This is a genomic window from Streptomyces sp. NPDC006261 (assembly GCF_040613515.1).
In the GTDB taxonomy this organism is placed as follows: Bacteria; Actinomycetota; Actinomycetes; order Streptomycetales; family Streptomycetaceae; genus Streptomyces.
The window spans coordinates 126,871-153,012 of record NZ_JBEXSI010000008.1 but is presented as its reverse complement, the minus strand read 5'-3'; the positions used below and the strand labels follow the sequence as shown (position 1 = coordinate 153,012).

The window sequence follows — 26,142 nt, the reverse complement described above, 5'->3', positions numbered from 1 at the left end:
GTTCGCCGCGTCACGGCCCTGTGCTCCCCCGCTGCGTCGCGCGCCGCGGAAGCCTGGTCGGCGGACGGCGCAGATCGGTGAGCGTCGATCCGACCACAAGGGCGCAGGCGGGGGTATTGAGATCTTCACCTTCTGCCGGGCGCGGAGGCTTCGTGGCTGCCCTCGCTCAACGGCGCCGGCCGCCGCCCCCCTTGAACAGCAGCCCCCGCAGCCCTTCGCCCGTCGGCCAGACGACGGGCGAAGCGAACGTGTAGACGGCGGCGACCAGGAGGAAGACGCCCAGCGCCGGGCCCGACACCATCGACCGCACCACCGCGACCAGGCTCTCGCCGAGCGGGCCCTCCTTCCACAGCACGGCCAATGCCCCGACCACGAAGAGGCTCACCAGCACGATGCTCAGAAACGCCCACGCCCGCGCGGCCCAGGAGACCGGCCGCAGCACCTCCTCCGGCTCGACGAGCCGGGGCCCCATGGCGGGCAGGGTCCAGGTGAGCACGAGGAGAAACGCCACCGCCCAGCCGAAGCCCCTCTCCGTGAGGAGTTCACCGGCCGCCCTCACCAGGCTCACGCCGTCGGCGATGGCTCCGGCCGCACTCGCCAGGAACACCGCCCACACGTAACTTCCGCTCAGCGCCACCCTGTTCCGGATGTTCCACGCTTTTGTCGTGCCTTCGCCCATTGCTTGACTCCTCCTCGCGGAAACGCCGCTGGGGCGCACCGGATGAGGGGCCCGGAGATCCGGGCCCCTCACCTTCATCACTCACTCACTCCGCGAACCAGGCGGGTGATCGCCCGGGCGCAGCGGCATCAGCACCATCCGCGCCGCGCGTAACGCCCGAGATACCTGCCGGCACCGATCAGGGTCGCGCCGCCGACGAAGTCGCCGTTGATGTTCCTGCGCTTCCACAGAGCGTAGCCCGCAGTGGCGCCGACCGCCCAGAGACCGCCGCCGTAGGCGGCGCACTGGCGTGCGGACCGGCCGTTCACCCTGGGCCTGCGGTGCGCCCCACGGCGCATGGACTTGCCCCATTTGTAGCCGCGGTAGGCATACTTGGCGGCCTTGTACGTCTTCTTGCAGTACCGGTAGCAGGCGATCGCCGCCCGGACGCCGAAGACGACCAGCGGCACCCACTTCCCGTCGAGGTCGAACTTGTTGACGGGGTCCGCGTAGCCGTACTCGTAGGCGTTGGCGCTTCCGCCGTACACCGGGTCGCTGGAGAGGAAGCGGCCGGTGGCCGGGTTGTAGAGGCGGACACCCATGAGGGTGAGACCGGTCAGGGTCTCGGCGGAGCGCTGCTTGGCCCCGAGCCAGCCGTAGCGGACCGGCTCCTGGCTCTGGCGCTCGTTGCCGTACTCGTCGGCGTCCAGGACCGTCGGTGCCTCCGCCGGGTTCAGCGGCAGCTGCAGCGCGATGTCGCCGTGGAGGGTGGAGAGCTGGAGGACGGTACCGCCGGACTTCTCCGTGGTCGCCCCCAGGTCTCCGGCGGCCGACTCGATGTTGCGGGTCAGCGTGCCGGTGGTGGTGTCCTCCACGATCCAGCGGGGGTTGTCGCCGTCGCTGTCGTAGTGGTTGACCTTGGACTCGGCCGGCGTCCAGGTGGAGCCGGAGCCGGTCTCGACCTTCCAGGAGCGCAGGCGCAGGCTCGCGTCCAGGTCCCAGGTCTGCCGCCGGCCGCCGGCCGTCTGGCGGTGGACGAGGTCGTTGGCGTAGTAGCCGACCGTGGTACCGGTCAGTGCCGTGGTCCGGCCGAAGGCGTCGTAGGCGTAACCCGCGTCGACCAGCCGGTCGGCGCTGTCGTAGCTGTGGCTCACCGTGGTGCCGCCGCCCGTGGGGCAGTCGGCGCCGGGGGCCGCGACAGCGGTCGCCAGCGAGGTGCGGTTGGAGCGCCGGTCCAGCGTGTACGTGCGCCGGGTGCACTCCCCCTCGACGTTGTCCGCTACGCCGGTCAGCCTGCCGGTCTTGTCGTAGTGGTAGCGCTGTTCGGACCAGCCGGCGTGGGTGCCGACCTGCCCGTGGGTGTTGCGCGTGATCGAGTCGGTGAAGACGGTGGTGTCGTCACTGTCCCGGGTATAGGTGCGGTTGACCGCCGTTCCGGTGGTGTCCTCGGTGACCCTGAGGGTGTACCCGCCGGGCAGCTTCTCCGTCTCGGTCGAGCCGTCCGCGTCGTAGGAGGCGCGGAAGGTGCCGGCGACGGAGTCGGTCTTCGCGGTGAGCAGACCGCGCGGCTCGGCCGTGTGGTCGTAGGTGTAGGTCACCGTGGAGGGGACGGAGTCCGACTCCTTGACCTTCCGGTCGAGCAGGTCGTACTCGGTCCTGGTGGTGCCTCCGTCGGCGTCGGTGTAGGAGACCAGCCGGCCCAGCAGGTCGTAGGCGCTGGTGATCGTTCCCCCGGTGGGCGAGGAGACCTTGACGATCGCCCCGGTGGCCGGGTCGTACTCGGTGGTGGACGCCGGAACGGCCTGGCCGAGCCCGCCCGTCACCGCCTCGTAGATCTTGCGTCCGGCGGCGTCGTACGTCGTCGCGGTCGTACGGGTGACCCCGCCGACCTCGTCCGTCACCACGGCCGGTTTGCCCCAGCGGTCGTACTCCGTCGTCGTGTTGGGCAGCTTGGCCGGGTGGGCGCCGCCGCCGGTGATGTCACCGGCCGGGCCGGTCCAGCACGGCTGGTCCGCCCACTCGGGCCGGCCCTTGCACCAGCCGGTGCCGGTGGCCGACCAGTACTCGGTGATGCGGCTGGCCGCGTCACCGCCCGTACCACCGGGCAGCACCTGGGAGGTGACCCGGCCCTGGGCGTCGTACCCGGTGCTGGTGGTGATGTTGAGGCCGCCCGGGTCCTGGATCGTCAGGGTGGGCACGCCCTTGACCCAGTCGTACTGGGTCTCGGCGAGGCGCTTCTCCCCCATGACGCCGTAGTAGTCGCGGACCCGGACACCGTTGATGGCCAGCGTCAGCTGGTTCTTCGCCTTGGCGGTGCCGTCGGTGGGACGGCCGGTGTCGTACTCGTTGACCGTCCAGGCACGCGCCGGCACGGAGGTGCCCGCCCTCACCAGGACCGTGGAGCCCTCCTTCAGGTCCTCGGAGAGGTCCACCCGGTGGATCGGGCCGAACTGCTCGGTCTTGCGCGCTCCCGTCTCGTCGTGGAGGGAGTGCGTGGAGAGCAGCTGGGCGCGCTCGGCCGACGGCATCGAGCTGAGCCCCAGGTCGGTGAGGACGGCCTGGCGCTCCTCACCCGCGCCGAGCGCCAGCTCGCGGTTGCCCGCGGTCAGTTCACGGACCGTGTTGCCGAACCGGTCGAACTCGGTGGTGGTGATGTGCCCGCCGGGGGTGGCCGAGTTCACCGTACGGCCCGACGCGTTGAGGTAGGTGACGGTGGCACGGCGGTAGCCCGCGGCTGCGAGGTCCGTGCCCGAGTGGGAGGCGGGGACCGCGTCGGCGGGGAACACCGCGGTGGCGTCGCTGGGTGCGTCGCTCTGACCCCAGGCGCGGACATCGGCCGCGCCCATGGCGTACGGCGCCTTGGCCCCGGTGAGCGGAACGCCGTACACGATGCTGGTGACGGCGTTGCCCTCGACCGTGTTGACGGTGCCCTGCTTGAGCGCCTGCCGGGAGGATCTCAGCAGCATCCCGTCGCCGGGGGCCGTACCGGCTCCGGCGTTGCCGTAGGTGAAGGTGTACGGGAGCTGGCTCTGCTGGTGCATCCAGATGACCCGGCCGCCGTAGTAGGCGTACTGGGTCTGGGAGGCCTGGCTGAGGCGGGGGTCCCACCGCTGGCGCAGGCTGCCGTTGGAGTCGTAGCGGTAGGTCGCCACGGTGGTGGCCGTGGCGGCGGAGGCTCCGGGGCTGGTGGCCCAGACACGGATCTCGCGGACCTGGCCGGTGAAGTCGCCGAACTGGGCGTTCGTCTCCGTGCCGGTGGCCGTGGTGGTGGTCGCGTAGACGAACTCCAGGACCTTGCAGCCCCTGGTCGCGGGCGTCGTCTCGCACGCGGCCGTGGTGGCGGCCGTGGTCGGGGCGATGATCCGCTTCGGGCGGGCCAGCTTCTTGCCGGCGACCGTGACGGTCTCGGAGACCACCTTGGTCGTGGAGTTGGTCAGGCCGTCGTCCAGGACGCTGGAGAGCTGCCAGGTGGTCGCCGCGGCGTCCGCCTTGGCGAAGGTGGTGACCGTCCCCTCGGTGTCGGAGAGCGTGAACGTGCCGCTCACGCTGCCCTTGAGGGTCAGGTCCTCGGAGCCGGGCTCGGAGATCCACCCGTTCTTCGCCGCGTTCGCGGTGAAGTGGATCGAGTCACCCTCCTCCAGCACCACGTCGACCGCGGTGTCGGAGACGCGCCGGACGTGGCTGTAGTCGGACTCGGTGACCTCGGCTGCAGTGCCGGCGACCCACTCCTTGCCGAAGATCGCGGCCTGGCCCTCCTGGTCGGCGCCCCGGTTCGGGGTACGCGAGGCGGCCGTGCGCGATACCGACAGGTCGAAGAGCGACACGTCGGTCTCGGAGAGCGTGTAGTTGCCGGTCAGCAGGTTGACCGAGCCCGGACCCACCTCGCTGGTGGCCGCGCCGTCCGCGTTGCGGTCCACGACCGCGGTCAGCGGCACGGTGCTGCTGGTGGCGGAGTTCGGGCCGGTGAAGTCGGCCTTGAGCTGGACGGTGCCGTCCGGGTCGACGGTGCTGGTGGCGTTCCACACCAGCGGGGCGTTCCGGCCGTTCGTCAGCGGGACCGGCCAGGCCGTGAGCGCGCTGCCGCCGGAGGTGACGTCCCCGGTGGGAATCCGCACCCAGGGGTCGGCCTCGGAGCGGCGCCAGGAGAAGGAGACGGCGTTGTACTTGCCGGCCTCGGCCTCGGCGACCAGCGGCAGCCGGCGCGCGGTCCGCTCACCCTCGGAGGGTTGGACGAAGCCGCCCGAACCGGCGTGGAAGAGGTACTCCAGCGCCTCGGACTTGTTGTCCGCCTCGTCCACGGACCGCACCTGGAGGGTGTGGCTGCCGTTCTTCGGCGGGGTGACGGTGATCGCCTTGTTCCCGGCGGTGCCGCCGACAACGACCTTGGTCCAGGTCACGCCGTCGAGGGACCACTCGAACCAGTTGTGGTCGGAGCCGCTCGGCGGTGTGACCGTGAAGGTGCCCGGCTGCCCCTCGCCCTTGACCCACTGCCCCGTGGGGTAGTCCGTGGAGACAATCTTCGTCGGGGCGGAGGGGGCCTTGGTGTCGACCGTGAAGGTCTTCCACGCGGACCAGCCGGTGTTGTAGTGCGTGCCGTCATAGGGGCTGGTGCGGAACTTGTACGTCTTCCCCTCGGCCAGCACCCCCGCCGGAACGGTCACCGACGCGGCCTGCCCGGACGCCACGAACTTCGACACGATCGGGGATCCGACCTGCGTGTTCGTGGCGTTGTCGAAGATCTGGAAGGTGCCGTTGACCTTGTCGCCGTCCGCGTCGACGAAGGTGTCGCGCAGGGTCGGCGTCAGGGTGTTGACCATGTACAGGCCCGAGTAGGAGAAGAACGGCGGTCCCGCCTCCTGCTTGGTGCCCGTGCGCGGCCGGAAGTTGTACGTCACCGACAGCTTCGGCGGGTTCTTCGCGGCGTTGGCGGAGTTCACCCGCTTCCACTGGGCGACCGTGGTCTCACTCTTGGCCCGGATGCCCACGTGGCCGCGGGTGGCCTTGGCCGCGGCCCATTCCTGGGCCAGCGTGGTCACGTTCGCGTTGATCCAGCCGTCCGGCTGCGAGGTGCAGGCGGCATTGCCCAGAGTCTCGGTGGACTCCGCCTTCAGCGCGGTCATCGTCGGCCGGTTGGTCCACCGGCTGGCGGTCGTCGCGGCCGGCGAGGACCACACCTGCCACGGCTGCACGGCGCAGGTGGTGTTGGCCGAGTGGAAGTTCCACAGGCTCAGCTTGGCGCTGGAGACCAGGGCGTCGGCGATCGGCGCGGTGTTCCAGCTGATGAAGGACTGGGCGGTACGGGGGGTGCCGTTCGCGTTGGTCGTCCCGGGGTTGCCGAAGTCCAGCTCGACGTCGGTGGAGAGATCGCCGGTCTCGCCCTGCTGGACATACGTGTCGAAGACGTTCGACAGCGACGAGGTGGACGGGTCCACCGTCACCGGGTACTTCGTCTCCGGATCGGCGAGGAACTCCGCGTCCGGCGTGACCACCAGGTCGATGGCGCCCTTCGTGCGGACCACCGTCATCGCCACCGGCACCCGGCGCGTGTGCTCGCCCGAGACCTTGTCGACGGTGGCGTCCCACATCACCGGTGCGGGCATCACGGCCCGCTTCCTGTTCTTCCGGTCGGTGAACAGCACACTGCCGTCGGCCTGTTCCTCGGCCTTCAGCCCCTTGGCCTTGAGGGGCAGGGTGTACGTGTACCCCTCGGCGGGCCGCTCCCTGATCTCGACGTACTGCTCGAAGCCCGTACGGGTCGCCTCGACGACGACATCCGCGCCCGGCAGGGCCTCGGGGTAGGTGGCGCGCGTCCCGTCCAGCTCAGGGGCGGGCAGTCCGCCCTTCCACTGGAGGGTGATCCGCTCGTCGCCCTCACCCAGGGTGACCAGGTCGCGTGCGGGGGCCTTGCGCGCCTCGCGCAGCGAGCGCGGCAGCGTGCCGCCCTTGCCCGCGAGGCTCAGGCCGCCCGGGTGGGACTTGGCCTCGACGCCGCCGTCGGCCGTCTCATGGAGTTCGACGTCGACATCGGTCCAGTTGCCGTTCTCCTCGAAGCGGACCGGGCCGGCCGTCAGCTCGGTGGTGAGCGAACCGTCCTTGTTCACCCACGTCGTGGAGGTCTCGGTGCGCTCGGACAGCGCCTCCACCCGCTTCCCGTACAGCTGGGCGGCGACCTTCGCCGAGAGGACGTCCGCAGCCTCGCGGGGTCCCTCGGGGGCCTGCTTCTCCTCGACCGGAACCTTCGGGGCCTGCTGCGCGAGGGCCACGGCCTGGCCGCTCTCCGTCACCAGGGCCATTTCCACCGCGAGCACCATGGCCGCGCCGAGGGCGATCCGGGGCAGAAGACGTCTTCGCCGCTGCAGGGCCAGCGATGAGCCCTCCCACGCCTGGGCGGGAGGTATATGCTCCGACACTTTCCACAACTTTCTGTTGTAGTGGACATGAAACAGAGGTGATCCAAGCAAGGAGGTCGATGGAGAAGAAGTGAAGCTTTCACGAAACGCCAGGAGCACACGGTCCGTCAGCACGCCGACGTGCGTTGGGACACGGGCGCCGGGGCCCGGCCCGTGGGGCAAGGCTCACAGGGCAGACGTCCCGGCGACCGTCGTGGCTACGGGAGAATTGACCGGGGCCGGGACGCCAGCTGAAAAGAAAGAGAGCGGGGAGGAGGATGAGGCGCCCAGCACGCCTGGGAGCAGAAGCACCACAGGGTGCCGGAGTGGCCCTCGGGGCCCTGGTCATCCTCGTGGTCGGCTCGCTCGCACTCGTCGCCCTGGACGTGGCGACCTCGCCGCTCCGCAAACCCACGGTGGTCGCCGGGCTGACCGTGCTGGTGCTGATGCCCGCGGTCATGCTGGGGCAGTACGCGCCACCTCCCTACCGGCTGCCCTACCGCTGGCGGTGGGGGCTGCTGCTCGTCCAGGCGGTGCTGACCTACCTGCCGCTGCTGCTCTTCCACTACCGGTGGCTGAGCCTGCTGGGCTTCCTCGCCGGGGCCGTCCTGCTGACCCTGCCGCCGAACACCTCCCTACCGATCGCCCTGGCGGTCGGGGCGAGCGGGCCGCTGCTGGCCACCAGCGGGCTGATCACCACCGACCGGAGCCCGCTCGGCATCCTGCTCGGTACGGCGATCACCGCGAGCACCGTCTTCGCGGTGGCCCACCTCGCGCTGCTCACGGCCCGGTTGCACGGCAGCAGGGAGCACGCGGCGCACCTGGCGGAGCAGCGGGAGCGGGCCCGGATGCAGCAGGACCTGCACGACCTGGTGGGCTCGTCGCTGACGGCGATCGCGCTCCAGGGCGAGGCGGCGCTGCGCACCGGCGGTACGCCTCCCGACGGCTCCGGCGGCCCCGTGCAGGAGCACCGCGCGCTGACCGAGATCATCTCCCTGGCCCGGCGGCTCCACGCCGACGTACGGGCGATCAGCCGGCCGGACGGAGGCGACCTCTCCCTCTCCGAGGAGCTCGCACACGCCCAACGGGTCCTCGTGGCCTCCGGCGTGGAGGCGCGGACCGTGGTGCCGCCGCTGCCCGAGGCCGCCCCGGCGGTCGTGGGGTGCCTGCGGTTCGTCCTGCGCGAAGCCGTGGGCAACGTACTCCAGCACAGCCGTGCCACGCACTGCTCGATCACGCTGCGCACGGACGGGGCCGCAGCCCGGCTGACGGTCCGCAACGACGGCGCCGAGGAGGGCGGGTCCACCATCGCGCCGATGGCGTCCGGGCGGGAGGGCACGGGGCTCGCGGGACTCAGGGGCCGGGTCCTGGCGCTGGGCGGGGAGCTCACGGCCGGGGCCGAGGAGGGGGCGTTCACGCTGATGGCGACCGTGCCGTGGGCTGGGGCCGTGGCGTCTCGCCCTTGACGCACGGGCCGCGCGACCGGCTCCGTGCTCCTGAGGGCTTCGGACATGGCGAAGGGCCCCGCACCTCTTGCGAGGTGCGGGGCCCTTCTCGGTGCTCTGTGCGGAGCTACCAGGTCAGACGATCAAGCTGAAACTACTTGATGATCTTGGTGACCTGGCCGGCGCCCACGGTCCGGCCACCCTCACGGATGGCGAACTTCAGGCCCTCTTCCATGGCGACCGGCTGGATCAGCGCGACGTCCATGAGGGTGTTGTCACCCGGCATGACCATCTCGGTGCCCTCGGGAAGGGTCACAACGCCCGTCACGTCCGTGGTACGGAAGTAGAACTGCGGGCGGTAGTTGTTGAAGAACGGGGTGTGACGGCCACCCTCGTCCTTCGACAGGATGTAGGACTGCGCCTGGAACTCGGTGTGCGGCGTGACCGAACCCGGCTTGATGATGACCTGGCCGCGCTCGACGTCCTCGCGCTTGATGCCACGGAGGAGCAGACCGACGTTCTCACCGGCCTGGCCCTCGTCGAGCAGCTTGCGGAACATCTCGATGCCGGTGACCGTGGTGGTGGTCTTCTCGGTCTTGATACCGACGATGTCGACGGTCTCGTTGACCTTCAGGACACCACGCTCGATGCGGCCGGTGACGACCGTACCGCGACCGGTGATCGTGAAGACGTCCTCGATCGGCATGAGGAACGGCTTCTCGACGTCACGCTCGGGCTGCGGGATGGACTCGTCGACGGCGGCCATCAGGTTCAGGACCGACTGGCCCCACTCCTTGTCGCCCTCAAGAGCCTTGAGCGCCGAGACGCGCACGACCGGGAGGTCGTCGCCCGGGAACTCGTACTCGGAGAGGAGCTCACGGACCTCGAGCTCGACGAGCTCCATGATCTCCTCGTCGTCCACCATGTCGGCCTTGTTCAGGGCGACGACGATGTACGGAACGCCGACCTGGCGGGCCAGGAGCACGTGCTCCTTGGTCTGCGGCATCGGGCCGTCGGTGGCGGCGACGACGAGGATGGCGCCGTCCATCTGCGCCGCACCCGTGATCATGTTCTTGATGTAGTCGGCGTGACCCGGGCAGTCGACGTGCGCGTAGTGACGCGACTCCGTCTGGTACTCGACGTGCGCGATGGAGATGGTGATACCGCGCTGGCGCTCTTCGGGAGCCTTGTCGATCTGGTCGAAGGCCGAGGCCTCGTTCAGGTCCGGGTACGCGTCGTGCAGCACCTTGGTAATGGCGGCCGTGAGGGTCGTCTTACCGTGGTCGATGTGACCGATGGTGCCGATGTTGACGTGCGGCTTAGTCCGCTCGAACTTTGCCTTCGCCACTGGGGTCCTCCTGAGTGGATCTGTACGCCTTGCTTCATCGGCGCCAGGTGATCTTTGCTGGGGTGCCGGCGCCGGGGGCATGCGGCACAGTGCTTGCGCGCTGTGCCGCATGCCCGCCCGGCTCCGGTGACAAGCCTAAAGCGTGAGCTCGGGAGAGTTATTCGCCCTTGGCCTTCGCGATGATCTCCTCGGCGACGTTCCGCGGAACCTCGGCGTAGGAGTCGAACTGCATCGAGTAGCTTGCGCGACCCGAGGTCTTGCTGCGGAGGTCTCCGACGTAGCCGAACATCTCCGAGAGGGGCACGAGGCCCTTCACGACGCGAGCGCCGCTGCGCTCCTCCATGGCCTGGATCTGGCCACGGCGGGAGTTGAGGTCGCCGATGACATCGCCCATGTAGTCCTCGGGCGTGGTGACCTCGACGGCCATCATCGGCTCGAGGAGCACGGGAGAGGCCTTGCGGGCACCCTCCTTGAACGCCTGCGAACCGGCGATCTTGAAGGCGAGCTCCGAGGAGTCGACCTCGTGGTAACCACCGTCGAGAAGGGTGACGCGGACGCCGACCATCTCGTAACCGGCCAGGATGCCGAACTGCATGGCTTCCTGAGCACCCGCGTCCACCGAGGGAATGTACTCACGGGGGATACGGCCACCGGTGACCTTGTTGACGAACTCGTAGGAGGCGTCGCCACCCTCGATGGGCTCGAGGGCGATCTGCACCTTCGCGAACTGGCCGGTACCACCAGTCTGCTTCTTGTGCGTGTAGTCGATGCGCTCGACGGCCTTGCGGATCGTCTCGCGGTACGCGACCTGGGGCTTGCCGACGTTCGCCTCGACGCGGAACTCGCGCTTCATGCGGTCGACGAGCACCTCGAGGTGAAGCTCGCCCATACCACCGATGATGGTCTGGCCGGTCTCCTCGTCGGAGTGCACCTGGAAGGAGGGGTCCTCCTCCGAGAGGCGCTGGATGGCGACACCCAGCTTCTCCTGGTCACCCTTGGACTTGGGCTCGATGGCGACCTGAATGACCGGCGCCGGGAAGTCCATGGACTCCAGGATGACCGGGTTCTTGTCGTCACACAGCGTCTCACCGGTGGTGGTCTGCTTCAGGCCCATGACGGCGATGATGTCGCCGGCGCCCACCGACGCGATCTCCTCACGCTTGTTCGCGTGCATGCGGTAGATCTTGCCGATGCGCTCCTTCTTGCCCTTGACGGAGTTCAGCACCGCGGTGCCGGCCTCCAGGCGACCGGAGTAGATCCGGACGAAGGTGAGCTTGCCCAGGTGCGGGTCGCTCGCGATCTTGAACGCCAGGCCGGAGAACGGCTCGTCGTCCGAGGGCTTGCGCGCGATGACCTTCTCCGGGTCCTTCACGTCGTGGCCCTCGATGGCCTCGACGTCCAGGGGGGAAGGCAGGTAGCGCACGACCGCGTCGAGCAGGGGCTGGACGCCCTTGTTCTTGAACGCGGTGCCACAGAACACCGGGGTGACGGTGACGGAGTCGGCGCTGCCCTTCGATGCAAGGGTGATGCGGCGGATCGCCTCGTGCAGCTGGTCCTGGGTGGGCTCGTTGCCCTCCAGGTACAGCTCCATCATGGCGTCGTCGTTCTCGGCCACGGCCTCGAGGAGCTTCCCGCGCCACTCGACGGCGGACTCCTGGAGGTTGTCCGGGATGTCGACGATGTTGTACATCTCGCCCTTGGCGGCCTCTTCGGGGTACACGAAGGCCTTCATCGACACGAGGTCGACGACGCCCGTGAAGTCCGCTTCGGCGCCGATGGGGAGCTGCATGACGATCGGGGTCGCGCCGAGGCGGTCCACGATCATGTCGACGCAGCGGAAGAAGTCAGCACCGGTGCGGTCGAGCTTGTTGACGAAGCAGATACGCGGGACGCCGTAGCGGTCCGCCTGTCGCCAGACGGTCTCGGACTGCGGCTCGACGCCGGCCACACCGTCGAACACGGTGACGGCGCCGTCGAGGACGCGGAGCGAACGCTCCACCTCGACGGTGAAGTCGACGTGACCGGGGGTGTCGATGATGTTGATGGTGTGGTCAACATCGTTGAGCGGCCAGTGGCAGGTCGTCGCGGCGGACGTGATCGTGATGCCGCGCTCCTGCTCCTGCTCCATCCAGTCCATCGTGGCAGCGCCGTCGTGGACTTCACCGATCTTGTAGCTCACACCGGTGTAGAAGAGGATCCGCTCAGTGGTGGTCGTCTTCCCCGCGTCGATGTGGGCCATGATCCCAATGTTGCGGACCTTGGCCAGGTCAAGCGAAGTGGTGGCCATAAGGCTCAATCTTCTCTCGGTCTCGATGGGGGTAGCGACTACCAGCGGTAGTGCGCGAAGGCCTTGTTGGACTCGGCCATCTTGTGGGTGTCCTCACGCTTCTTGACCGAAGCGCCGAGGCCGTTGGAGGCGTCGAGCAGTTCGTTCATGAGGCGCTCGGTCATGGTCTTCTCGCGGCGGGCGCGGGAGTAGCCGACGAGCCAGCGCAGAGCGAGGGTGGAGGCGCGACCGGGCTTGACCTCGATCGGCACCTGGTAGGTGGCGCCACCGACACGGCGGGACTTGACCTCGAGCGAGGGCTTGACGTTCTCAAGCGCGCGCTTCAGCGTGATGACCGGGTCGTTGCCGGTCTTCTCGCGGAGGCCTTCCATGGCGCCGTACACGATCCGCTCGGCGGTGGAACGCTTGCCGTCGAGGAGGATCTTGTTGATCAGCGAGGTGACAAGAGGAGAGCTGTAGACCGGGTCGATGATGACCGGGCGCTTCGGGGCGGGGCCCTTACGAGGCATTCTTACTTCTCCTTCTTGGCGCCGTAGCGGCTGCGGGCCTGCTTGCGGTTCTTGACACCCTGGGTGTCAAGGGAGCCGCGGATGATCTTGTAACGAACACCCGGCAGGTCCTTCACACGGCCACCACGCACGAGCACGATGGAGTGCTCCTGCAGGTTGTGTCCCTCACCCGGGATGTAGGCCGTGACCTCGATGCCGGAGGTCAGACGCACACGCGCGACCTTACGGAGCGCCGAGTTCGGCTTCTTCGGGGTGGTCGTGAACACACGCGTGCAGACACCGCGACGCTGGGGCGAACCCTCGAGCGCGGGCGTCTTGTTCTTCTCGACCTTGTCCTGCCGGCCCTTCCGGACCAGCTGCTGGATCGTAGGCACTACTTCTCCGGTTTCTGTGTGCCGTTCGTGAAACTAACCTGGAACATCGCCGACCCACGCGGTCGGGTGTGTCGAATACTGCAGGCTCCTGCCCTAGGGCAGAAGAGGCGCAGATTGCGGTGGCTACTGACGGGCTCGCGTTGCGGTTGAGGACACGCACCGGAGCCCAGGCACACCCCAGGCACAAGGCTTGAGCGTACCTACCTCACGGACCTGGGTCAAAACAAATGCTGCCACCCCGGCACAACGGGGGCCGCCGACCACCGGCGACAGGCCGCGCCCCCTGCCGGCGGCCCCTCCGGGCCACTGCCGGACCCCGGCAATCAAGAGGCACGGAAACAGGGTGCTTCGGGACTGCCGCCGCCTTCCCCCTGCCGGACACTGCTGACAGCTGACGACCAACCGGACCGGTCTGCGGGGAGGGCTGGGCCTGGGCGCCGGGCGGGGCGGGGGCGTCGGGGCCGGGCTCTCCGCCTTCAGGGTGTCGCCGCCCTGTGAGCCTCGGGGTCCCTAGGCGTGGGGATCGGCACCTCGATCGGCATGGGGCCTGGCGTGGAGCCCGGAGCGGGGACCGGCGTGGCGGTCGTCGTCGTCCGGGAGGCCGTCCTCGCGGTCCGGTCGCGGGTATTCCGGCCGCGATCCTCCTGCAGGGTGGGGAAAATCACCGCCGCACGACCCGGCGTACGCCCCACCAGCCGTAAGGACCGCTGGTTCGCACTCCGCGCCGCTTCGACGGCGGACTCGAAGTGGGCGACGGCATCGCGCCAGCCGGAGTGGACCCTGACCGACGAGGCCGCCCTGCACATTCAGACCGGCAGGACCGACCGCCTCATGCGGGCGCGCACCTCGATACGCCGCACCCTCACCACTCATGAGCAGCAGATCCGCAGGCTGGCCGCGGGCCAGGCCGCCTCCGCCCGCCTCTCCGAGGGGCCCGTCGCCCAACAGGCCGACCATGCGGACCGGCGCGCCCAACGGCGTAGCGCCACCCCGCCGCAGCGCCGGTCCGCTCAGGCCGAGGTGGCCGAACTGCGCCAGATCCGCATCGCGACCCGCCTGACCACCCCGGGAAACCTCCCGAAACAGCCCTCGGAGCCGTGCCACCCTGCAAAGCCCACGCAGGGGAAGGTCCCGTACACCGCCAAGAACCCGTGCCCCGACGCAGCCGTGACCGGGTGGAGGAGCCTGCCGCCCGACGCCGCCCGTACCGTCCTGCAGACGTCCCTCGCCCGTGCCGTGCTCGTGCCCGCCCGCGTGGACGCGTGGACGCGTGCGGCCTCCCCGCGGCTCTGCCCCCGGGTTGCCGGGGCCCTGGCCGTCACGGGGGCGGTGACCGGGTGGGATGGCCGTGCCAGGGTGTCCAGGCCCTGCTCCCGCGCCGGCCGCGCACCGAACCGCCGGAGGGCCCCCATGACCGGTACCGATCCGAACCACCCGGTGGCCGTCGGCCGGGAACTGAAGCGGATGCGCGGCAGCCTGGAAACCGGCTTCTCCCGCGCCGACGGGCGGCTGGCCCTGCTGGTCCAGCGCAGCGACCAGACCGGCAAGCAGCTCGCCGACCCCGAGGCCCGCCTCGACCTGCTGAAGCGCTCCGCCTTCCCGCCGGCGAGCGCCGCCGCGCTCACCGCGACGGCCGGGGTCGCCATTGCGCTGCGGGAGACGCTCCGCCGAGACGGCCGACCGAACCGGCCAGCCCCGCACACGCCGGAGGGCGGCCACCCCGTGACGTACGGGATGGCCGCCCTCAGGCGTTCAAGCGACTCGCTTACTGGTTGTACGGACCGTAGTCGTAGTCCTCCAGCGGGACGGCCTGGCCGGAGCCGGTGCCGAACGGCGAGTAGTCGATGTCGTCGTAGCCGACGGCCGAGTACATCGCGGCCTTGGCCTCCTCGGTCGGCTCGACCCGGATGTTGCGGTAGCGGGACAGACCCGTACCGGCCGGGATGAGCTTACCGATGATGACGTTCTCCTTGAGGCCGATCAGGGAGTCCGACTTGGCGTTGATCGCCGCGTCGGTCAGGACCCTGGTCGTCTCCTGGAAGGACGCCGCCGACAGCCACGACTCGGTGGCGAGCGAGGCCTTGGTGATACCCATCAGCTGCGGACGGCCGGAGGCGGGGTGACCGCCCTCGGTGACCACACGACGGTTCTCGGTCTCGAACTTCGACCGCTCGACCAGCTCGCCCGGAAGCAGCTCCGCGTCGCCGGACTCGATGATCGTCACACGGCGGAGCATCTGCCGGATGATGATCTCGATGTGCTTGTCGTGGATCGACACGCCCTGCGAGTTGTAGACCTTCTGGACTTCGCCGACCAGGTGGACCTGGACCGCACGCTGGCCGAGGATGCGCAGCACGTCGTGCGGGTTGGTGGCACCCACGGTGAGCTTCTGGCCCACCTCGACCGGGTCGCCCTCGCCCACGAGCAGACGGGCACGCTTCGAGATCGGGAACGCCGTCTCGTCGCTGCCGTCGTCCGGGGTGACGACGAGCTTCTTGGTCTTCTCGGTCTCCTCGATCCGCACGCGGCCCTTGGCCTCGGAGATCGGGGCGACACCCTTCGGCGTACGGGCTTCGAAGAGCTCGACGACTCGGGGCAGACCCTGGGTGATGTCGTCACCGGCCACACCACCGGTGTGGAAGGTACGCATCGTCAGCTGGGTGCCGGGCTCACCGATGGACTGGGCCGCGATGATGCCGACCGCCTCACCGATGTCGACCAGCTTGCCGGTGGCGAGCGAGCGTCCGTAGCAGAAGGCACAGGTGCCGACCGCGGACTCACAGGTCAGGACCGAGCGGGTCTTGACCTCCTCGACGCCGGCGCCCACCAGGGCGTCGATCAGGACGTCACCGAGGTCGACGTTGGCAGGCGCGATGACCTTGCCGTCCACCACGACGTCCTCGGCGAGCATGCGGGCGTAGACCGAGGTCTCGACGTCCTCCGTCTTGCGGAGCACGCCGTCGGCGCCCTTGACGGCGATCTTCAGCTTGAGGCCGCGGTCGGTGCCGCAGTCCTCCTCGCGGATGATCACGTCCTGCGAGACGTCCACCAGACGACGGGTCAGGTAACCCGAGTCGGCGGTACGCAGGGCGGTGTCCGCCAGACCCTTACGGGCACCGTGCGTGGAGATGAAGTACTCCAGAACGGTGAGGCCCTCACGGAAGGACGCCTTGATCGGACGCGGGATGGTCTCGTTCTTCGCGTTCGACACCAGACCACGCATACCGGCGATCTGCCGCATCTGCATCATGTTTCCTCGGGCACCCGAGTCAACCATCATGAAGATGGGGTTGGTCTTGGGGAAGTTCGCGTTCATCGCCTCGGCAACCTCGTTGGTCGCCTTGGTCCAGATCGCGATGAGCTCCTGCGTGCGCTCGTCCTTGGTGATCAGACCGCGCTCGTACTGCTTCTGGACCTTCTCGTCCTGGTCCTCGTAGCCCTTGACGATGGCCTTCTTGGCCTCGGGCACGACGATGTCGGAGATGGCCACGGTGACGCCCGAACGGGTCGCCCAGTGGAAGCCCGCCGCCTTCAGGTTGTCGAGCGTCGCCGCCACGATGACCTTGGGGTAGCGCTCGGCCAGGTCGTTGACGATCTCGGAGAGCTGCTTCTTGCCCACCGAGTAGTCGACGAACGGGTAGTCCTCGGGCAGCAGCTCGTTGAAGAGCGCACGGCCCAGGCTGGTCCGCAGCCGGAAGGTGTCACCCGGCTGGTACTCGGGCTCGCCCTCCTCGGCGACCGGCGGCACCCAGCCACGCGGCGGGATGGTGCCCACCGGGAAGCGGATGTCGACGGTGGACTGGAGTGCCAGCTCACCGGCGTCGAACGCCATGATCGCCTCGGCCGTGGAGCCGAACGCGCGGCCCTCGCCCTTGGTGTCACGGAGCACACCGTCGGTGGTGAGGAAGAACAGCCCCAGCACCATGTCCTGGGTCGGCATGGTGACGGGACGACCGTCGGCCGGCTTCAGGATGTTGTTCGAGGACAGCATCAGGATGCGGGCCTCGGCCTGCGCCTCCGCGGAGAGCGGCAGGTGCACGGCCATCTGGTCACCGTCGAAGTCCGCGTTGAACGCGGTGCAGACGAGCGGGTGGATCTGGATGGCCTTGCCCTCGACCAGCTGCGGCTCGAAGGCCTGGATGCCGAGGCGGTGCAGGGTGGGCGCACGGTTCAGCAGCACCGGGTGCTCGGCGATGACCTCTTCGAGGACGTCGTACACGACGGTGCGGCCACGCTCGACCATGCGCTTGGCCGACTTGATGTTCTGCGCGTGGTTCAGGTCCACCAGGCGCTTCATCACGAACGGCTTGAAGAGCTCCAGTGCCATGGCCTTCGGCAGACCGCACTGGTGCAGCTTGAGCTGCGGGCCGACGACGATCACGGAACGCGCGGAGTAGTCCACACGCTTGCCGAGGAGGTTCTGACGGAAACGACCCTGCTTGCCCTTGAGCATGTCGCTCAGGGACTTCAGGGGCCGGTTGCCGGGACCGGTGACCGGGCGACCGCGGCGGCCGTTGTCGAACAGCGCGTCGACGGCCTCCTGCAGCATCCGCTTCTCGTTGTTCACGATGATCTCGGGGGCACCGAGGTCAAGGAGACGCTTGAGGCGGTTGTTGCGGTTGATCACACGGCGGTACAGGTCGTTCAGGTCGGAGGTCGCGAAGCGGCCACCGTCCAGCTGCACCATCGGACGCAGGTCCGGCGGGATGACCGGCACGCAGTCGAGCACCATGCCCTTGGGCTTGTTGCTGGTCTGCAGGAACGCGGAGACGACCTTGAGGCGCTTGAGCGCACGGGTCTTCTTCTGGCCCTTGCCGGTACGGATGATCTCGCGGAGGCGCTCGGCCTCCTCGTCGAGGTCGAAGGACTCCAGGCGCTTCTGCAGCGCGGCGGCGCCCATGCAGCCGTCGAAGTACGTGCCGAAGCGGTCACGCAGCTCGCGGTAGAGCAGCTCGTCGCCCTCCAGGTCCTGGACCTTGAGGTTCTTGAAGCGGCTCCACACCTCGTCGAGACGGTCGATCTCGCGCTGCGCACGGTCGCGCAGCTGCTTCATCTCGCGCTCGGCACCTTCGCGCACCTTGCGGCGCACGTCGGCCTTGGCGCCCTCGGCCTCCAGCTCGGCCAGGTCGGTCTCGAGCTTCTTGGCGCGGGCCTCCAGGTCGGAGTCGCGGCGGTTCTCGGTCTGCTGACGCTCGACGGAGACGTGCGCCTCCAGGGACGGCAGGTCGCGGGTACGACGCTCCTCGTCCACGAACGTGATCATGTACGCGGCGAAGTAGATGACCTTCTCGAGGTCCTTCGGCGCGAGGTCCAGCAGGTATCCGAGACGCGACGGGACGCCCTTGAAGTACCAGATGTGGGTGACGGGAGCGGCAAGCTCGATGTGGCCCATCCGCTCACGACGCACCTTGGCGCGAGTGACCTCGACGCCGCAGCGCTCACAGATGATGCCCTTGAAGCGGACACGCTTGTACTTGCCGCAGTAGCACTCCCAGTCCCGGGTCGGACCGAAGATCTTCTCGCAGAAGAGTCCGTCCTTTTCGGGCTTGAGCGTGCGGTAGTTGATGGTCTCCGGCTTCTTCACTTCGCCGTGGGACCAGGTCCGGATGTCGTCCGCGGTGGCAAGGCCGATCCGCAGCTCGTCGAAGAAGTTGACGTCGAGCACTTGTCGTCAATCCCTCTTTCGGGGGTTCGAGCCCCCTCGCTCGGAAGCGAGAAATCGGGGCACTTCAGCAATGGTCTGAACGGGTCCGGGGAGAGCCGGCCGGATCACAGGGATCCGGCCGGCGAACCCGTCAGACCTCTTCGACGCTGCTCGGCTCTCGCCGGGACAGGTCGATACCGAGCTCCTCCGCTGCGCGGAAGACGTCCTCGTCCGTGTCGCGCATCTCGATGGACATGCCGTCCGAGGACAGCACCTCCACGTTGAGGCAGAGCGACTGCATTTCCTTGATGAGCACCTTGAAGGACTCGGGGATGCCCGGCTCGGGGATGTTCTCGCCCTTGACGATGGCCTCGTAGACCTTCACGCGGCCGGTCACGTCGTCGGACTTGATCGTCAGCAGCTCCTGGAGGGCGTACGCGGCGCCGTATGCCTCCAGCGCCCACACCTCCATCTCACCGAAGCGCTGTCCACCGAACTGAGCCTTACCACCCAGCGGCTGCTGGGTGATCATGGAGTACGGACCGGTCGAACGCGCGTGCAGCTTGTCGTCGACCAGGTGGTGGAGCTTGAGGATGTACATGAAGCCGACCGAGACCGGCTCCGGGAACGGCTCGCCGGAGCGGCCGTCGTAGAGCTGGGCCTTGCCGGAGGGCTGCACCAGGCGGTCGCCGTCGCGGTTGGGGATCGTGGCCTGGAAGAGGCCGGAGATCTCGTCCTCGCGCGCACCGTCGAAGACGGGCGTGGCGACGTTGGTGCCCGGGGGGACCTGGTCCGCGCCGATGGACTGCAGGCGCTTGGCCCACTCGTCACCGAGGCCGGAGACGTCCCAGCCGCGGCTGGCGAGCCAGCCGAGGTGGATCTCCAGGACCTGTCCCGGGTTCATTCGGGACGGGACACCCAGCGGGTTGAGGATGATGTCGACCGGGGTGCCGTCCTCCAGGAACGGCATGTCCTCGATCGGCAGGATCTTGGAGATGACGCCCTTGTTGCCGTGACGGCCGGCGAGCTTGTCACCATCGGTGATCTTGCGCTTCTGCGCGACGTAGACGCGGACCAGCTGGTTCACGCCCGGCGGCAGCTCGTCGCCCTCTTCGCGGTCGAAGACGCGGACGCCGATGACCTTGCCGATCTCACCGTGCGGCACCTTCAGCGAGGTGTCGCGCACCTCGCGCGCCTTCTCACCGAAGATCGCGCGGAGCAGGCGCTCCTCGGGGGTCAGCTCGGTCTCACCCTTGGGCGTGACCTTGCCGACGAGGATGTCACCGGCGACGACCTCGGCACCGATACGGATGATGCCGCGCTCGTCGAGGTCGGCAAGGACCTCTTCGGAGACGTTCGGGATGTCCCGGGTGATCTCCTCCGGGCCGAGCTTGGTGTCACGGGCGTCGACCTCGTGCTCCTCGATGTGGATCGAGGAGAGGACGTCGTCCTGCACGAGGCGCTGCGACAGGATGATCGCGTCCTCGTAGTTGTGACCCTCCCACGGCATGAACGCCACGAGGAGGTTCTTGCCGAGGGCCATCTCACCGTTCTCGGTGGCCGGACCGTCGGCGAGGACCTGCTCGGCGATGACCCGGTCGCCCTCGGAGACGACGACCTTCTGGTTCACCGAGGTGCCCTGGTTGGAGCGCATGAACTTGGCGATGCGGTACGTGGTGTACGTGCCGTCGTCGTTCGTGACGGTGATGTAGTCCGCGGAGACCTCCTGGACCACACCGTCCTTCTCGGCCTTGAGCACGTCACCGGCGTCGGTGGCGCAGCGGTACTCCATGCCGGTGCCCACGAGCGGGGCCTCGGACTTGATGAGCGGCACCGCCTGGCGCATCATGTTCGCGCCCATGAGGGCACGGTTGGCGTCGTCGTGCTCCAGGAAGGGGATCATCGCGGTGGCGACGGACACCATCTGGCGCGGCGAGACGTCCATGTAGTCGACGTCCGTGCCGGGCACGTAGTCGACCTCGCCGCCACGACGGCGGACCAGGACGCGGGGCTCGGTGAAGCGCAGCTCCTCGGAGAGGATCGCGTTCGCCTGGGCGATGACGAAGCGGTCCTCCTCGTCGGCCGTGATGTAGTCGACGTCGTCGGTGACCTGGCCGTCGACGACCTTGCGGTAAGGCGTCTCGATGAAGCCGAACGCGTTGACGCGGCCGTACGAGGCGAGCGAACCGATCAGGCCGATGTTCGGGCCTTCAGGGGTCTCGATCGGACACATGCGCCCGTAGTGGGACGGGTGCACGTCACGGACCTCGAAGCCGGCCCGCTCACGGGAGAGACCACCCGGGCCAAGAGCCGACAGGCGGCGCTTGTGGGTGAGACCCGACAGCGGGTTGTTCTGGTCCATGAACTGCGACAGCTGGCTGGTGCCGAAGAACTCCTTGATGGAGGCGACGACCGGCCGGATGTTGATCAGGGTCTGGGGCGTGATCGCCTCGACGTCCTGGGTCGTCATGCGCTCACGCACGACGCGCTCCATCCGCGCCAGGCCCGTACGGACCTGGTTCTGGATGAGCTCGCCGACGTTGCGCAGACGACGGTTGCCGAAGTGGTCGATGTCGTCGGTCTCGACGACGATCTCCCGGCCCGACTCACCGGTCGTCTCGGTCTCACCGGCGTGCAGCTTGACCAGGTACTTGATGGTGGCGATGACGTCGTCGGTGGTGAGCACCCCGGCGTCCAGCGGCTCATCGGCGCCGAGCTTCTTGTTCACCTTGTAGCGGCCGACCTTCGCGAGGTCGTAGCGCTTCGGGTTGAAGTAGAGGTTCTCGAGCAGCGTCTGAGCGGCCTCGCGCGTGGGCGGCTCGCCCGGACGCAGCTTGCGGTAGATGTCGAGCAGCGCGTCGTCCTGGCCCTGGGTGTGATCCTTCTCCAGGGTGGCGCGCATCGACTCGTACTCGCCGAACTCCTCGAGGATCTGCTCGGTGCTCCAGCCGAGAGCCTTCAGGAGGACGGTGACGGACTGCTTGCGCTTGCGGTCGATGCGGACACCGACCATGTCGCGCTTGTCGATCTCCATCTCCAGCCAGGCACCCCGGGAAGGGATGATCTTGGCGGAGAAGATGTCCTTGTCGGACGTCTTGTCGATGGAGGAGTCGAAGTAGACACCCGGCGAGCGGACCAGCTGCGACACGACGACACGCTCGGTGCCGTTGATGACGAAGGTGCCCTTGTTGGTCATGAGCGGGAAGTCGCCCATGAAGACCGTCTGGGACTTGATCTCGCCGGTCTCGTTGTTGGTGAACTCGGCCGTGACGAAGAGCGGCGCGGCGAACGTGAAGTCGCGCTCCTTGCACTCGTCGATCGAGTTCTTCGGGGGCTCGAAGCGGTGGTCGCGGAACGTAAGCGACATCGACCCGGAGAAGTCCTCGATCGGTGAGATCTCCTCGAAGATCTCCTCCAGGCCGGACTTGGTGGGGACGTCTTGTCCACTGTCCAGAGCAGCCTCGACGCGAGCCTTCCAGGCGGCGTTGCCGAGGAGCCAGTCAAAGCTCTCGGTCTGCAGCGCGAGGAGGTTCGGAACCTCGAGGGGCTCCTTGATCTTTGCAAAAGAGATGCGCAGCGGGGCGGTGCTGGCACCGTTGTTCGTATTCGCGGTCGAGGCGTTGCGCGAGGCGGCCAAGAGGGGGTCCTTCCGAGGGCTCGGACTCACTACGCGCGTACCGGTCCCACAATGGACATCCAGACACACCGTCCCGAATCGGCCCCAAAGGGTCGGCTCGGAGAGGATCAGTCATCGATGCTCAAAGCGTGGGTATGCCCCTGGTGACGGGCAGGAGGCAGCTAACAGGCAGCGCAAAGGGTCAGTGTAGCCAAGCGGCACACTGATGTCCAGTCGGGGTTCTCAGAGACCCACGTTGCTCTCAACAGCTGTTCTCAACTACCTATGTGGCTGGCCCTCGCGCGGGGTGCGCTCTTCTTTACTGCCCTCTTCACTCTCGATCCATGCCTCGGATACGGATCGAAGTGATGACGCGTCCTGAGAATTGCGCGCCTCGTGCCGTTCGTCAAGGCCCACCGGTCCGGACGGGCCCTCAGGAGCTCTCTCCGGCCGCCCCCGGGAAGCCCTCAGGGGGGCCCTGGGCGCCCCGCGAGAGGCGCACGGCGAAGATCACCCTACTCGTCGTCGGCGGAAGATCAAGGCAGCCGCCACGGGTACGCCGAAGGGCGACCACCCGGATGGGTGATCGCCCTTCGGTACAGGCGCGTGACGCGCCCGAGGGGAGTCCGTGGACTCCCGAGGTGTTACTTGACCTCGACGGAAGCGCCGGCGGCCTTGAGGGACTCGGCAGCCTTCTCGGCGGCCTCCTTGGCGACCTTCTCGAGGACCGGCTTCGGGGTGCCGTCGACGAGGTCCTTGGCCTCCTTGAGACCCAGCGAGGTCAGCTCACGCACGACCTTGATGACCTGGATCTTCTTCTCGCCGGCGCCGGTGAGGATGACGTCGAACTCGTCCTGCTCGGCCTCGGCCTCGGCCGGGGCGCCGCCCTGGGCGGGACCGGCGACGGCGACGGCCGCGGCGGCGGTGACGTCGAACTTCTCCTCGAAGGCCTTGACGAACTCGGAGAGCTCGATGAGGGTCATTTCTTCGAACTGCGCGAGCAGGTCGTCCTGGGACAGCTTCGCCATGATAGGCGTCCTTCCACTATTCGGCAGGTGCCGGATGTATATGTCGGCGGGCGTACGTGGAGCCCGCTGGACCGCTGAGCGAAATTACTCGGCGGCCTCGGCGGGAGCCGGAGTACCGGCACCGCCCTGCTCTTCCTTCTTGGCGCGAAGCGCTTCCGCGGTGCGGACGAACTTCGACGGCAGTGCCTGGAAGAGCTGCGCAGCCTGAGTCTGCTTGCCCTTGAAAGCACCGGCCAGCTTGGAGAGCAGAACCTCGCGGGACTCGAGGTCCGCGAGCTTCTTGATCTCATCGGCGGACAGCGCCTTACCGTCAAGGACACCGCCCTTGATGATGAGGTTGGGGTTGTCCTTGGCGAAGTCACGAAGACCCTTCGCCGACTCCACCGGGTCACCGGTGACGAAGGCAACCGCCGTCGGACCCGAGAACAGGTCGTCCAGCGTGTCGATCCCGGCCTCGTTGGCCGCAATCTTGGTCAGCGTGTTCTTCACCACGGCGTACTGGGCGTTCTCACCGAGCGAACGGCGCAGCTCCTTGAGCTGTGCCACGGTGAGACCCCGGTACTCGGTCAGCACGGCGGCGTTCGAGCTGCGGAACTGGTCCGTCAGCTCGGCTACCGCGGCAGCCTTGTCGGGCCTTGCCATGAGCGTCGGCCTCCTTCCGGGTGATGAGGACCGCTCAGAAGGGGCCGGGAAAGACGAAACGCCCCAGCACAAGTGCCAGGGCGCGGCTCGACCGGACAGAGTCCGGGAGCAGTTCCACAGTCACCTGCGCAGGTCGTCCGATCTAGCGGAACCTTCGGTCACTGTCCCTCTGACGAGAGTCCAGCGACGACCAGCGGTCTTTGGCTTCGTGTGGAGAGTACGCGACCGGAGGCACGCCGGGCAAATCCGGCGCCTGCCACCCCGGCGCTGGAGGTTTAGGCGGAGGTCAGGAGAGGCCGGGAGGGGCCGGCCCCCTGCTGCTTCAGGATCTCCTGGAAGTCGACCGTGTCGGCGGCCGGCGGCTTCTCCACGGAGACCTCGGTGCCGTAGTCGCTGTAGAAGACCGTCGAGTTGCACGCGCCGGCCGCCGTCTCACCGCGCTCTGTCCTCTTCACCAGCAGATCGTCCTTGTCGCCCAGATGTCCATGGTCCCCGTCTGCTTCATGGAGACGGTGTGGCCCATCTCGGTGGTGCCCTCGACGCGGGCCGACCGCGCGGTGCCGGTCTTCTGCCGGATCTGCTGGAGAGCCACGACGGAGGTGGTCTTCACCTGGTCCCCGGCCGGCTTCTCATCCGTGCCTGAGTCGCCGCCTCCGCCGCTGCAGGCCGCCACCGACATCAGGGCCGCCGCTGCGGCCCCCGTACCCATGCGTCGTCGTGACGTGCTCGTCCTCATCCGACCGGTCCACTCCTCGTCGTGTTCCCTGCGGATCATCTCTTCCGGATACGAGGACGGGCCCCGCACCTCGAAAGGTTGCGGGGCCCGTTCACACAGTGCACGCGTGCGACGCGGCTACCGGGTGAGCACGGTGGCTCAGACGGAGGCCGGGTCCTCCTCGACGAGGAGGTTGCGGGTGCGGTTGGAGTCCAGCGGGATGCCGGGGCCCATCGTGGTGGCCAGCGTGGCCTTCTTGATGTAGCGGCCCTTGGCGGCGGACGGCTTCAGACGGAGGATCTCGTCCAGCGCCGCTGCGTAGTTCTCCACCAGCTTGGTCTCGTCGAAGGAGACCTTGCCGATGATGAAGTGCAGGTTCGAGTGCTTGTCGACGCGGAACTCGATCTTGCCGCCCTTGATGTCGTTGACAGCCTTCACGACGTCGGGGGTGACGGTGCCGGTCTTCGGGTTCGGCATCAGACCACGCGGACCGAGCACGCGGCCCAGGCGGCCGACCTTGCCCATGAGGTCCGGAGTGGCGACGACGGCGTCGAAGTCCAGACGGCCCTTCGCCACCTCGTCGATGAGCTCGTCGGCGCCGACGATGTCGGCTCCGGCGGCTTCCGCGGCCGCAGCACGGTCACCGGTCGCGAAGACCAGGACCCGGGCGGTCTTGCCGGTGCCGTGCGGGAGGTTCACGGTGCCGCGGACCATCTGGTCGGCCTTGCGCGGGTCGACACCCAGCGCGAAGGCGACCTCGACGGTGCCGTCGAACTTCGTGGAGGAGGTCTCCTTGGCGATACGGACGGCCTCGAGCGGGGCGTAGGTACGCTCCCGGTCGATCTTGGCGTCCGCAGCGCGGAGGTTCTTGCTGCGCTTCACTTCTACTCCTGTGGTTTCAGAGTGTGGAGTCGTGGTGCGGACCAGCGCTTGGTCCTACCACTGAGGGCTACGGGGCTGAATCAGCCTTCGACCGTGATGCCCATGGAACGGGCGGTGCCGGCAATGATCTTCGACGCGGCGTCGAGGTCATTGGCGTTCAGGTCGGGGAGCTTCGTCGTGGCGATCTCGCGGACCTGGGCGGCCGTCAGCTTGGCGACCTTGGTCTTGTGCGGCTCGCCGGAGCCCTTGTCCACACCCGCGGCCTTGAGGATCAGCTTGGCGGCCGGCGGAGTCTTCGTGACGAAGGTGAAGGAGCGGTCGTCGTAGACCGTGATCTCCACCGGCACGACCATGCCACGCTGCGACTCGGTCGCGGCGTTGTAGGCCTTGCAGAACTCCATGATGTTGACGCCGTGCTGACCGAGCGCGGGGCCGACCGGCGGGGCCGGGTTCGCCGCACCGGCGTTGATCTGGAGCTTGATAAGCCCCGTGACCTTCTTCTTCTTGGGAGGCATTGCTCTCTCCGGGTCCTATGAGAGTGTTTCGCCGCCGATTCCGGTCATCCGGATGGAGGCATACCGCACAACGATAACGGGTATAGCTGT

Annotated in this window: 13 protein-coding genes and 2 pseudogenes; 2 read left to right on the top strand and 13 right to left on the bottom strand. The window is 68.1% G+C overall.

From position 1 onward, the window contains the following. Nucleotides 1-166: 166 nt before the first annotated feature. Both ABZ154_RS07370 and ABZ154_RS07365 read right to left on the bottom strand, forming a co-directional pair. A complete protein-coding gene (locus ABZ154_RS07370; protein WP_356829922.1) occupies nt 167-679 on the bottom strand; it encodes a hypothetical protein in 513 nt (170 codons plus the stop codon). 128 nt (nt 680-807) lie between these two features. Beyond that, the gene (locus ABZ154_RS07365; RefSeq protein ID WP_356829953.1) at nt 808-6,969 is read right to left on the bottom strand and encodes a DNRLRE domain-containing protein; all 6,162 of its coding nucleotides are present in this window, start codon (nt 6,967-6,969) and stop codon (nt 808-810) included. 404 nt (nt 6,970-7,373) lie between these two features. Between ABZ154_RS07365 and ABZ154_RS07360 the strand changes: the two genes are divergently transcribed. After that, the gene (locus tag ABZ154_RS07360; protein ID WP_356829920.1) at nt 7,374-8,513 is read left to right on the top strand and encodes a histidine kinase; all 1,140 of its coding nucleotides are present in this window, start codon (nt 7,374-7,376) and stop codon (nt 8,511-8,513) included. 133 nt (nt 8,514-8,646) lie between these two features. Here the strand turns inward: ABZ154_RS07360 and tuf are convergent, their stop codons facing one another. The 4 genes from tuf to rpsL all read right to left on the bottom strand — a co-directional run bounded on the left by tuf (nt 8,647) and on the right by rpsL (nt 13,010). Then, nucleotides 8,647-9,840 carry an elongation factor Tu gene (gene tuf, locus ABZ154_RS07355; RefSeq protein ID WP_015610719.1) on the bottom strand — a complete coding sequence of 398 codons (1,194 nt, stop codon included), beginning with the start codon at nt 9,838-9,840 and terminating at the stop codon, nt 8,647-8,649. Nucleotides 9,841-9,997: 157 nt separating this feature from the next. Continuing rightward, nucleotides 9,998-12,127, bottom strand: coding sequence for an elongation factor G (gene fusA, locus ABZ154_RS07350; protein WP_356829918.1), 2,130 nt, complete (start codon nt 12,125-12,127; stop codon nt 9,998-10,000). A 38-nt stretch (nt 12,128-12,165) separates the two neighbouring features. After that, nucleotides 12,166-12,636: a 30S ribosomal protein S7 gene (gene rpsG / locus ABZ154_RS07345; protein ID WP_003966970.1), complete on the bottom strand. Its 471-nt coding sequence runs from the start codon at nt 12,634-12,636 to the stop codon at nt 12,166-12,168. A 2-nt stretch (nt 12,637-12,638) separates the two neighbouring features. Then, entirely contained in the window at nt 12,639-13,010 is a 372-nt protein-coding gene (rpsL, locus tag ABZ154_RS07340) for a 30S ribosomal protein S12 (RefSeq protein WP_003948652.1), read from the bottom strand. A 1,410-nt stretch (nt 13,011-14,420) separates the two neighbouring features. Here rpsL and ABZ154_RS07335 point away from each other — a divergent pair. Further along, nucleotides 14,421-14,678, top strand: a pseudogene (locus ABZ154_RS07335) (hypothetical protein); the annotation flags it as partial. 97 nt (nt 14,679-14,775) lie between these two features. Here ABZ154_RS07335 and ABZ154_RS07330 read toward each other — a convergent pair. The 7 genes and pseudogenes from ABZ154_RS07330 to rplK all read right to left on the bottom strand — a co-directional run bounded on the left by ABZ154_RS07330 (nt 14,776) and on the right by rplK (nt 26,052). After that, on the bottom strand, nt 14,776-18,675 hold the full coding sequence (locus ABZ154_RS07330; RefSeq protein WP_356829916.1) for a DNA-directed RNA polymerase subunit beta': 3,900 nt from the start codon (nt 18,673-18,675) through the stop codon (nt 14,776-14,778). A 130-nt stretch (nt 18,676-18,805) separates the two neighbouring features. Beyond that, complete coding sequence (rpoB, locus tag ABZ154_RS07325; RefSeq protein WP_128851027.1) at nt 18,806-22,291, bottom strand: DNA-directed RNA polymerase subunit beta; 3,486 nt, start codon at nt 22,289-22,291, stop codon at nt 18,806-18,808. A gap of 623 nt (nt 22,292-22,914) precedes the next feature. After that, entirely contained in the window at nt 22,915-23,298 is a 384-nt protein-coding gene (rplL, locus tag ABZ154_RS07320) for a 50S ribosomal protein L7/L12 (protein ID WP_030798896.1), read from the bottom strand. An 84-nt stretch (nt 23,299-23,382) separates the two neighbouring features. Then, complete coding sequence (rplJ, locus tag ABZ154_RS07315; protein WP_007445921.1) at nt 23,383-23,940, bottom strand: 50S ribosomal protein L10; 558 nt, start codon at nt 23,938-23,940, stop codon at nt 23,383-23,385. 275 nt (nt 23,941-24,215) lie between these two features. Next, nucleotides 24,216-24,676 (bottom strand): annotated as a pseudogene (locus ABZ154_RS07310) (hypothetical protein). A gap of 138 nt (nt 24,677-24,814) precedes the next feature. Then, the gene (gene rplA / locus ABZ154_RS07305; RefSeq protein WP_356829913.1) at nt 24,815-25,537 is read right to left on the bottom strand and encodes a 50S ribosomal protein L1; all 723 of its coding nucleotides are present in this window, start codon (nt 25,535-25,537) and stop codon (nt 24,815-24,817) included. 80 nt (nt 25,538-25,617) lie between these two features. Continuing rightward, entirely contained in the window at nt 25,618-26,052 is a 435-nt protein-coding gene (rplK, locus tag ABZ154_RS07300) for a 50S ribosomal protein L11 (RefSeq protein WP_015610692.1), read from the bottom strand. Nucleotides 26,053-26,142: the final 90 nt, after the last annotated feature.